The organism is Aeromonas sp. Y318-3 (genome assembly GCF_027706185.1).
Taxonomy (GTDB): Bacteria; Pseudomonadota; Gammaproteobacteria; order Enterobacterales; family Aeromonadaceae; genus Aeromonas; species Aeromonas veronii.
Genome location: NZ_JAPDCN010000035.1, coordinates 1 through 10,497, shown reverse-complemented (window position 1 = coordinate 10,497; position 10,497 = coordinate 1). Strand labels below are relative to the sequence as shown.

10 protein-coding genes and 1 tRNA gene are annotated in these 10,497 nt (G+C 58.1%); 5 read left to right on the top strand and 6 right to left on the bottom strand.

What is annotated here, in order from left to right:
* The first annotated feature begins 186 nt into the window (after positions 1–186).
* Positions 187–459, top strand: a complete 273-nt coding sequence (locus tag OKB77_RS23585) for a late competence development ComFB family protein (RefSeq protein WP_005343036.1) — start codon at positions 187–189, stop codon at positions 457–459.
* On the opposite strand, the gene OKB77_RS23580 is transcribed toward OKB77_RS23585, so the two are convergent.
* A complete protein-coding gene (locus OKB77_RS23580; protein ID WP_199415347.1) occupies positions 454–663 on the bottom strand; it encodes a hypothetical protein in 210 nt (69 codons plus the stop codon). The two genes, OKB77_RS23585 and OKB77_RS23580, sit on opposite strands and share 6 nt — an antisense overlap.
* A 301-nt stretch (positions 664–964) precedes the next feature.
* Between OKB77_RS23580 and nhaC the strand changes: the two genes are divergently transcribed.
* The gene (gene nhaC, locus OKB77_RS23575; RefSeq protein WP_005357819.1) at positions 965–2,374 is read left to right on the top strand and encodes a Na+/H+ antiporter NhaC; all 1,410 of its coding nucleotides are present in this window, start codon (positions 965–967) and stop codon (positions 2,372–2,374) included.
* 137 nt (positions 2,375–2,511) lie between these two features.
* Here the strand turns inward: nhaC and erpA are convergent, their stop codons facing one another.
* The 3 genes from erpA to clcA form a co-directional block, all read right to left on the bottom strand.
* The gene (gene erpA, locus OKB77_RS23570) at positions 2,512–2,862 is read right to left on the bottom strand and encodes an iron-sulfur cluster insertion protein ErpA (protein WP_005340225.1); all 351 of its coding nucleotides are present in this window, start codon (positions 2,860–2,862) and stop codon (positions 2,512–2,514) included.
* Positions 2,863–2,949: 87 nt separating this feature from the next.
* Positions 2,950–3,645 carry a DUF6776 family protein gene (locus tag OKB77_RS23565; RefSeq protein ID WP_005343032.1) on the bottom strand — a complete coding sequence of 232 codons (696 nt, stop codon included), beginning with the start codon at positions 3,643–3,645 and terminating at the stop codon, positions 2,950–2,952.
* Positions 3,646–3,736: 91 nt separating this feature from the next.
* Entirely contained in the window at positions 3,737–5,125 is a 1,389-nt protein-coding gene (gene clcA, locus OKB77_RS23560) for a H(+)/Cl(-) exchange transporter ClcA (RefSeq protein WP_265776527.1), read from the bottom strand.
* Between the two features lie 244 nt (positions 5,126–5,369).
* Between clcA and hemL the strand changes: the two genes are divergently transcribed.
* Together hemL and OKB77_RS23550 are read left to right on the top strand one after the other, a co-directional pair.
* Positions 5,370–6,656 carry a glutamate-1-semialdehyde 2,1-aminomutase gene (gene hemL / locus OKB77_RS23555; RefSeq protein ID WP_265776526.1) on the top strand — a complete coding sequence of 429 codons (1,287 nt, stop codon included), beginning with the start codon at positions 5,370–5,372 and terminating at the stop codon, positions 6,654–6,656.
* A 217-nt stretch (positions 6,657–6,873) separates the two neighbouring features.
* Positions 6,874–7,689 carry a hypothetical protein gene (locus tag OKB77_RS23550; RefSeq protein ID WP_158110469.1) on the top strand — a complete coding sequence of 272 codons (816 nt, stop codon included), beginning with the start codon at positions 6,874–6,876 and terminating at the stop codon, positions 7,687–7,689.
* Here OKB77_RS23550 and OKB77_RS23545 read toward each other — a convergent pair.
* Complete coding sequence (locus OKB77_RS23545) at positions 7,604–8,506, bottom strand: sulfite exporter TauE/SafE family protein (RefSeq protein ID WP_064338862.1); 903 nt, start codon at positions 8,504–8,506, stop codon at positions 7,604–7,606. The two genes, OKB77_RS23550 and OKB77_RS23545, sit on opposite strands and share 86 nt — an antisense overlap.
* Before the next feature lie 296 nt (positions 8,507–8,802).
* On the bottom strand, positions 8,803–9,552 hold the full coding sequence (locus OKB77_RS23540) for a DsbA family protein (RefSeq protein WP_042084194.1): 750 nt from the start codon (positions 9,550–9,552) through the stop codon (positions 8,803–8,805).
* A gap of 197 nt (positions 9,553–9,749) precedes the next feature.
* Between OKB77_RS23540 and OKB77_RS23535 the strand changes: the two genes are divergently transcribed.
* A tRNA-Ser gene (locus OKB77_RS23535) sits at positions 9,750–9,837 on the top strand.
* The last annotated feature ends 660 nt before the right edge of the window (positions 9,838–10,497 follow it).

Below are 10,497 nucleotides of genomic sequence, written 5' to 3'. Positions count from 1 at the left end.
GCGGAATTGGTAGACGCGCTAGCTTCAGGTGTTAGTGTCCCACGGATGTGAGGGTTCGAGTCCCTCTCTTCGCACCATTCATTACGCAAAAGGCCCATCACGAAAGTGATGGGCCTTTTGTTTTTACTCCTTGTTATGGCTATGCTTTTGACGACTCCCCGCTCATCGTCATGCCAAGGAACGCATATGATACTGGATACCGACATTCACAACTTTTACGAACATCTGGTGCTCAAGGAGATTGAGAAACAGGGGCTGCAGCAAAAGCTCAACAGCGATCAGATGGCCGACCTCTGCTGCCTTACCCTCAACCAGCTTCCGGCCCACTATATTCGCCACAATGTCGACATGATCTACTTCCTGACCGACGCCAAGCGCACCGAAATGGAGAAGCTGGTGGTCGAATCGCTTAAGGTGGCACAGCAGAAGATCAAGCAGGCTCCCGTCAAAAGCTCATAACCAGGGCTGCTGCCAGAGCAGGGTAACGATACCGGTCAACCCGGCCACTGGCAGCAAGATCAAGGCGGGCCGCAATCCGGGCTCCAGCATCATCCAAGCAGCCAGCAGAAAACCTACACTCCAGGTGCCGTACTCTTTATCCTGACCCCATGCGAGTACGGCCACCGCCACCAGCAACATCATACCCTGCAATATCCAGCGCATTGTTTTCTCCCTAATCAGCAATTGATAATAATTATCATCTGCATTTATTGGGGATGCAAGTGGCGTCACAGGCAAGCTTCGTATGTGACCCCCTGTGTCAACAGGCCGCTCAAAAACGGGTTATGAGATCAACTAATTTGTGATTTTTTCAATCAAATGTGCATTTTTGCCAATTTGATGGGGCTTTAACCCGCCGGGTTTGTGGTAGATTGCGGCCTCTTTTTGGGTTGCCTCCTCGGGATCGATGTATCCACAGGACGAGAGGGAGTGACCTTGGCGAGCAAGAGTTTAGGAAGTATCTATGCAAAACCAACAAAACCACATCCGACTACCGGGCATGGCACAGGTGTTTGCCTGTCTGGCCATTTTCCTGGCCCTGGCATTCTCGTTCACCAGCGTGCTCGATCTGCCGATCCAGCTGGCGCTGTTCATCGCCTGGTTCGTCATCATGGGGCTTGGCATCAAACTCGGCCACGATTACAAATCCCTGGAACAGGCTGCCGTTGACGGCGTTGCCAAGGGGATGGGGGCCATCCTGATCCTGGTCTCCGTCGGTGCTCTGGTCGGCACCTGGATTGCCGGTGGCATAGTCCCCAGCATCATCTACTTCGGCCTCAAGGTGATCCATCCGTCCATCTTCCTGCTGGCAACCCTGATCATCTGCTCCCTGACCTCGCTGGCCACCGGCACCTCCTGGGGCTCTGCCGCCACCGCCGGTATCGCCATGATGGGGATCGGCCACAGCCTCGGCGTGCCTGCGCCACTGGTAGCCGGTGCCGTGCTCTCCGGCGTCTACTTCGGTGACAAGCTCTCTCCGCTCTCCGACTCCGTGGTACTGGCCTCGACCATGTCCAACGTCGACGTGGTGGAGCATATCAAGGGGATGCTGCCTATCAGCCTGCTCTCCTATGTCATCACCGCCGTGCTGTTCACCGTGGTGGGCATGCAGTATTCGGGCAACGTCAGCTTGGAGCAGGTCAATCTGGTGATGGAGGCTCTCGACAACCAGTTCAACATTACCCCACTGGCCATAGTGCCGGTGGTGCTGGTACTGGGCCTGTTGGCCAATCGCAAGCCCGCCTTCCCGGTGATCAGCTTCGGCGCCCTGCTGGGCCTGATCTGGGCCATCGCCTTCCAGGGCATGGATCCGGTCAAGGCAATGCACTCGGCTTATAGTCCGTTTGCCATCACCTCCGGCATCGATTTTATCGACAACATTCTCGGTCGCGGCGGCATGGAGTCCATGCTGGGCTCGGTCGCGGTCATCATCTTCGGTCTCGGGTTTGGCGGCCTGCTGGAGAAGGTCGGCATTCTGGAAGTGATCGCCAGCGCCTTCGAGAAGCGCATCAACAGCGTCGGCAGCCTGACCAGCCACACCATCGGCACTGCGTTTCTGGCCAACGTGTTTGGCTCGGCCATGTATGTGTCGCTGATCCTGACCCCCAAGATCATGGCCAAGAACTACGACCGACTGGGACTGGCGCGCAAGAACCTCTCTCGCAACGCCGAGTTTGGCGGCACCCTCACCTGCGGCATGGTGCCCTGGAGCGACAACGGCATCTTCATGGCCGGGGTGCTGGGGGTGGCAACCCTCGACTACCTGCCCTACATGTGGCTGAGCTTCACCTGCATCATTGTGACCATCACCCTCGCCTACATGGGCAAGGCAGTGAACCGGATCCCGCTGGTCGCGGCGGCAAGCTCCCGCTAAGCCATCCTGAAACAACAAAGGCGCCACCAAGGCGCCTTTGTTGTTTCAGGGGGGATGCTGTTTTACCGTCATCCCAGAGCCCACAAACAAAAACAGCCCTCGTTGCCGAGAGCCGTTTCATCAGACCGATACGCCGATCAGATGGAGAAGCTGGAGCCACAGCCACAGGTCGTGGTGGCATTGGGGTTGGTCACGGTGAAGCGTGAACCTTCCAGACCCTCGGTGTAATCCACACTGCCGCCTACCAGATATTGCAGGCTCATGGGATCGATCACCATGGTGACGCCATTCTTCTCGACTACGGTGTCCCCGTCGTTGATCTTCTCATCAAAGGTAAAGCCATACTGGAAACCGGAGCAGCCCCCACCCGTGATGTATACCCGCAGCTTCAGCTCGGGATTCTCTTCCTCGGTGATCAGGTTCTTCACCTTATTGGCCGCCGCATCCGTCATCTGGATGGGCAGCGGGGCTTCTGCTACTGCACTCATTACTGACCTCACAACCATTAGATCCACAAACATGGAAACCGCGAAATTATCCAATACCCGACCATTCAGTTCAAGTATTCACCACGTTTAACCGGCCGCGGGAACCGGAGCAGGCGGCGCGGCGACCAGCGGCTTGATCACCTCGCCCCACTCAACCAGCAGCTCTTGCGCCGGTTGCCTGCCATCCTTGTTGATGGTGACACGGATCCGATCCGGCACAAAGCCTTCCGGCAACTGCCAATTCCCTTCCAGCAGCTGGAAATAACGCAGGGCATAACGCCACTCGCTCACCTTCATCCCGAGATCGCGGCCGGTTAGCGTCTTCGGCTTGTCAGCCAGACTCCCCTCGACCCGGATCTGCACCTGACCACGGAACAGCTCCCGCTTTTTGGCGGGCTGGGTCAGGGCAAGGCGATAGTGGTAGCGACCGGGAATGCTGGTCTCCTGCAGGGTCAGGTTGTCGATCACCACCCCCACCTGTTCGCCGGTGGGGCGCATGATCCGCTCGAAAAAGGCCAGCTGGCGCTTGAGCTCCTGCACCTGCGCCTCCTGACTCTTCAGGGTGGTCTGCAACTGCTCGAAGGCCGCTTTCTGGGTCGCCAGCTGGGTATCTTTCACCCCCAATTCGGTCTTGAGCTGGCCGATGGCCTTGCCTTGGCGATCCAGCGTCTCCTGCTGCACCACCAACAGACTGCTCTGAGCCAGCTCCTGACGGTTCCCGACAAAGTAACCGATGAGCCCGCCAACGGCTAACACGACCAATAACTTCAATAGATTGGACATAGCCCCTCATCCCGTTATCACGCCATTTACGGCAGCGCCTCTCCCTTCACTATACCGCCCTGACCGGGGCCAAAGGCGATAAAGGGAAAAATTAACTGGCCGTGGCACTGCCATCACCCCGCTTTTGACGCGCGGCGAGCCGTAAAGTTCGCTCCAGGATCTGGGAATAGATGGGTCGGCCACCCAGCCACTGGGCAACCAGAGTCGCCCCAACCGTGGTAATCATCATCGGCAGGATCAGCTGATAGTTGTCGGTCATCTCGGTGACCAGCACGATACCGGTGATGGGGGCGCGCACGGTGGCAGCAAAGAGAGCCCCCATTCCGGCGATGGCAAAGGCGCCGGGCTCGATGCCAAGCTCGGGAAACGCCGCATGAAACAGATGGCCGAACACCACGCCAAACAGGGTGCCCAACGCCAGGGTCGGCGCAAACACCCCGCCAGGGGCACCGGAGCAGAAGCAGATGAGGGTCGCAACCAGCCGCACCGAGAAGATGAGGAACAGGGTCGCCATCGCATACTCATCCCCCATCAGATGGGGAATAAGCTCTGTGCCGCCCCCCGTCACCGCGGGAGCAAACAGCGACAGCACGCCAAACGTTCCGGCGACCAGCATGCCGATGGCCACAAAACGGTGGCGCTTGTTCTGATGCAACGCCAGATAACCATCCTGACAGGCCAGCACCAGCTTGTTGAAGACAAAACCGAGCACCCCGAAGGTGGCCCCCATAAAGAGGAACAGCCAGAGCGCCTTGAGGGCTGGCGCATCGTAGTGGGGCAAGGTGATCACCGCCCCCTGCCCTTTCATGTTCTGCAGCATCAGGGTCGCCATGATGGCGGAGATCCCCACCGCCTTGATGGCCAGAAAGGAGTAACGAAACTGCGGACGCATCTCCTCCATCACGAACAGGATCCCTGCCAGCGGCGCATTGAAGGCTGCCGCCAGACCGCCCGCCGCACCGGCTGCCAGCAGGGCATGGCCATGCTCCTTGGGCAGCCGGAAGAGATCAGCCACCATCTTGCCTAGGTTGCCGCCGATCTGTACCGAAGGCCCCTCCCGCCCCAGCACCATGCCGGAACTCAGGGTGCAGATGCCGCCGAAGAACTTGACCGGCAACACCCGCCACCACCGAACCGGGCGCAGATCGTCCATCGCCCCCTCGATCTCGGGAATGCCGGAACCACCCGCTTCCGGGGCAAAGGTATGAGTGAGGAAGTAACCGACAAATCCCAGCAAGGCGCTGAAGCCAAAGCCAAGCAGACCGAGCTGCCACCAGGGACGGTCTGCCAGCAAGGCGATACGTTGTTCTGCCAGCCAGTGGACTCCCGATTCGAACAGGCCGCACACCAGTCCGGCCAGGGTGCCGACCAGCGCCGCCAGCAGCAGCACCAGCAAGGGCATCTTGTCTTGCCGGATAATGCGGGAAAGCGGCCCCCGCGAAGAGGTATCGGCTTCAGAGGAGAGAGCTTGTTGCGCCATCTTGTTACACCAACTTGGAAAAACCATATCGTCAGCTAGCTGAGATCAGGATCACCCGGCGCGTTGCTCGGCTGCCCAGGGCTGGGGCTTTCTGCTATAGTCGGCCCGTTAAATTTTTGTCACGGGAGCAGACCGAGAGTCCGGGTGGCGAGAGCGCAAAGCATACTCCTGATGCTCCGGCCTGCCGAGTCTCAATCGGCTGCAATCCCTTGTGTGACGACCAAAATCCCATTAAGGATGATCCATGTCAAAATCAGATCAGCTGTTTGAACAGGCCCGCCAGACCATTCCGGGTGGCGTCAACTCACCGGTCCGCGCCTTCAATGGGGTCGGCGGCACGCCCCGCTTCATCGATCACGCCGATGGCGCCTATCTCTATGATGTGGATGGTCAGGCCTACGTGGATTACATCGGCTCCTGGGGCCCCATGCTGCTGGGTCACAACCACCCCGCCATCAAGGCTGCCGTCATCAAGGCCGTTGAGAAAGGGCTGAGCTACGGTGCGCCGACCGAGATCGAAGTGTTGATGGCCGAGAAAGTGCGCCAGATCGTCCCCTCCATGGAGCAGGTACGGATGGTGAACTCCGGCACCGAAGCCACCATGAGCGCCATTCGTCTGGCCCGTGGCTACACCGGCCGCGACAAGATCGTCAAATTCGAGGGCTGCTACCACGGCCACGCCGACTCCCTGCTGGTCAAGGCAGGCTCCGGCGCCCTGACCCTGGGTCAACCCAACAGCCCGGGCGTTCCAGCCGATTTCGCCAAACACACCCTGACCTGCGTCTTCAACGATCTGGATTCGGTGCGTGAAGCCTTCACCCAGTACGGCAGCGAGATCGCCTGTATCATCGTCGAGCCGGTCGCAGGCAACATGAACTGCATCCCGCCGGTGCCGGGCTTCCTGGAAGGTCTGCGCGCCATCTGTGACGAGTTCGGCGCCCTGCTGATCCTGGACGAAGTGATGACCGGCTTCCGCGTCTCCTTGCGCGGTGCCCAGGGTCACTACAACATCGACCCGGATCTCACCACTCTTGGCAAGATCATCGGTGCCGGCATGCCGGTGGGCGCCTTCGGCGGCAAGAAGAAGGTGATGCAACACATCGCACCGACCGGCCCTGTCTATCAGGCGGGTACTCTCTCCGGTAACCCGGTGGCCATGGCAGCCGGTCTGACCATGCTGGATCTGCTGCTGAAGCCGGGCCTCTATGAGCAGCTGAGCGCCAAAACTGCGCGGGTTGCAGAAGGGCTGAAAGCGGCCGCGGCCAAACACGGTATCCCGCTCGCCATCAACTATGTGGGCGGTATGTTCGGCTTCTTCTTCACCGACGAGACCGAGATCACCCGCTACGAGCAGGTCACTCGCTGCGATATGGAACGCTTCAAGCGCTTCTACCATCTCATGCTGGAAGAGGGCGTCTATCTGGCGCCGAGCGCCTACGAGGCGGGCTTCCTGTCACTGGCTCACGGCGACAAGGAGATCGAACATACCTTGGCTGCCGCCGAGCGCAGCTTCGCCAAGCTGGCTGGCTAAATCGCCGCTGGTTGTCGCAAAGGGCCCGTCATGGGCCCTTTTCTATTGCAGTGCCTTCATCACCACACAGGGCGGCAATACGCCCATTTCTGGTGCATTCCCCCCTCGTCATCCACCGATTTGTCATTCTCTGGTGCAACCTGCCCCACCATCCCTGTCATAAAGCAGGCCCACTATTTGCACATTCACCACAAGAGCCCACGTCACCGAGGTCCATATGGCAGAGATGAGCCCCATCGATGTGCTGCGGCGCTATCAGGAGTATCAGGAGGAGTTGACCCCGCTACTGCAAGGGCTGCTCAGCGCCCCCCTTGTCTCGCTCAAGGGGTATCCCTTTGTCGTCAGCATTGACCACTATCAGGGGCCGATGTGCATCCAGCCTGCGGCACCGGCGGCCCATAACCGGTTGCACCTTATCGTGCAGGGGCAAGGACGGGAGATCACCGTCTGTCTGAATCAGCTGATTGGCTGGTTGATGGGAGACAGGGAGCGCCGCCGCGCCATGCCCTGGTTCAAGGCGGTCTATGTGGTGCTCAGCATGGCGCTGTTTCTCATCGTCGCCACCCTGATCTGGCACGGGCTGGAGCAGCTCTACCAGCTATTGTGCGGCGAGCAGCAGAACCAGCTCGGCGCCTTTAGCGCCATCATCTTCCTGACACTGGCACTGGCGGTGTTCGATCTGGGCAAGACCATTCTGGAAGAGGAGGTACTGCTGCATAAGGATATCTTCCGCCACAGTGCCATTCGCCGCACCATCACCCGCTTTATCGCCGCCATTCTGATCGCGGTCTCCATCGAGGGACTGTTGCTGCTATTCAAAGGTTCGCTCGGCCAGAGCGAGCTGCTCTGGCCTGCGGTCGGGGTGATGGGGTGTGCGGTGGGTTTGCTGCTGGCACTTGGCCTCTATGTCTTTCTGGGAGCCAAGGCCGAAGCGGCACTGGTACAGGCTAGCCTGCGCTCTCCACCGTCAGCTGCACAGGGGAGCGACGCGCCGCCCGCCAAGAAGCGTACATGGTCCAGGAGGTATAGATGACGATAAAGGCAACCAGCCACTTCAGCATCTCCATATCCATGGATTTGACCAGCATGGCGGCCAGCACCACACCGATGGGACCGAAGATGGCTACCGCCAGCACCGCCTTGGCATCGAACGCCCCTTTGCGGATAAAAGTGCCTGCGGAGAAAACGCTGAGCACGGCGGTGGAACCCATCATGATGGGAAACGCCGCCAGCGGATTCATCCCCAGCAGATAAACCAACGTCATGCAGGGGGCAAACAGGCCGATACCGACATTCATCAGCACCCCGAAGATGAAATTGCCAAGCAGGGCGATCGCAAGCTTGTAGCCGCTGAGCCCCATCGCATCGCCGCCTACAGGGAAAAGCCCCAGCAGACCGGCAAAGATAAGCCCTGCAACGACCAGTAAGGAGATAGCCATCACCAACCGGATGGTCTGCCGATCAAACGAGGCCACATGACGAGCGCCCCAAGCTGCGCCCGCTGCGGCGGCCATCATCATGCTGATCAGCGTCAGCGGCTCCACTGCGACTGCGCCGACGAAGATCAGCGACTGAGTCACGGTCGGCAGCACACACTGCCCATTTAGGGTCCCCGGCAGCACCCGATCATCGATCAGCTTGAACTGCTTGTAGCAGGCGGTCTTTACCGCAAAGCTGCCCACCCCCAGGGTATCGAGAAAGTTGGCAACCCCACCGATCAACGCCACCGGCCAGAAGGGTGTCGCCTCAAAGGATCCACTCTGCTTCTTCCGCCAGCAGGCTTGCACCAGCATAAAGATGAATACGAGGCCTCCAGCTATAAAAACCAGCCGTAAAATATCAACTAACATAGGGGTTTCTCCTGCAACGGGCGGCGATTCTAAGGCAAGCAGCAGAAAAAATCTTGACCGGAATTAAGCAATACTCACGACACACCTCTGCGAGGCGAAATATTTATCAATGGACTCCGAACGACTCTGCTAATACTTGTTACTGAGGCCAACAGGCCGGGTCCTGAGCACGTTGTTATGGTCCTTTCGCGACGACCACTTGTGCCAAAGGACATAATAAAAAAGAGGGCCGGTAGTGATACCGACCCTCTTTCTGTATCTGGCCGGGGCGCTGGGCCCTCGACCATGACAACTGCTTATTGAATGCTCTTGCCGGCACGCACGTCCTTGATAAACCCCTTCAGGCTGGCCAGATCACGGGGGGCACCGCGCAGGATCTGATCACCGATGATGAAGGCCGGGGTACCGGAGATACCGAGCGCTTCAGCCAACGCACGGTTGGTACCGAGGTTCTGGTCAATGCTGCCATCTTTGATCTTGGCTTCCACCTTGCTCCAGTCAACACCGGCCGCCACTGCCAACTGCTTGACCTGTGCTTCATCAGCGAGCGGGCCCTGATGGGTATAGAGCTTCTCGTGGAACGCCTGGTACTTGTCAGGCTGACCCAGCTGGACCGCCAACGCAGCACGGGCTGCGAAGTAGGAGGACTCGCTCAGAATGGGGAACTGCTTGTAGATGTACCGGATATCTTTATCTTCCGCCATCAGCTGCTTGACCAGCGGATGGGCCCGTTTGCAGTAACCGCAGTTGTAATCGAAAAACTCTACAATGGTCAGCGACGCCTTCGGATTCCCCATCTCGGGATCCTGATTGGCATAAAGCTGCTTGGAGTGAGCCTTGATCAGCGCCTTGTCACTCTCGGCCTGCTGGCTCTCCTGCTTGGCACGCAGGGCATTGGACATCTCGACCAGGATCTCGGGATTCTTGACCAGATAGTCGCGAACGATTTGCTCGACATCGCTTTTGGTAAGCTCGCTTGCATGTACCGGCGTCGCCAGCAGGGTCACACCAGCCAGCGCGCAAAACAGGGCATTTTTAATAGTCATAACGTTATCTTGCAGAGGATATGATAGAGACCACTATAGTGGTTGAGTCTGTTTTCAAGTCAAGTTATCTGGCCAAAAAAGCGCTTGAGACGCCCTGATTGCCACTTTTTCATGTCGTTTCGCGCAATTAACCAGCAATCGAACCGGACGGGGATTTACAAGCCGGATCAGCATGGTAATATTCGCCGCACTGCTGCGGAGGGGTGGCAGAGCGGCTGAATGCACCGGTCTTGAAAACCGGCGATGGGCGACCATCCGTGGGTTCAAATCCCACCTCCTCCGCCATTCATACCGAGCCCATGCAACCATGTTGCGTGGGCTTTTTGTTTGCCTGCAATTTGCCACTCGTCATAGATCTCAACACATTAGTCTTCTTCAACTCCTTTCTTGATCTTCTCACCTGCGGGCTCAACAGCTGCCACAAGATCACCTATCAACATCTAACCTCTGCGTTCCTGCGCGTATCCCTTCCCATTTCCTTATTACCCCAAACAACAAGGACCCAAAGCAGCAACCACTGCGCCTGCGTGTTAGCACAGCCAACACACTCTCTGGCATAACGTCAGTGGGCGACTAACAAAATCATGGACAAGCAGAGGGCTCAAAAAGAAAGACTTCAGCTAACACAGGACGCAGATGCCCAGGAAAGATCGCAAGCAAGAGATCCTAGCGTACAGGCGAGCATAGGATTCGTGGGTCATGACTACGCCAGAGCCGCCATACAGAGCGACAGCGGTTCAGTGAAGAAAGAGTACCAAGCAGAACATCAGGCTATTTGTAGAACCAGAAAACAGCGCCGAGTAACAATAAGAACAGAGGAAAGGAGATAGGACCGGTCAAAAATCAGGCTACCTTCTGAGTTTCAGGTAATAAAAAACCCCGCTCGATGAGCGGGGTTTCTTGTATTGGGTGCCTGGCAGTGTCCTACTCTCGCATGGCGAATGC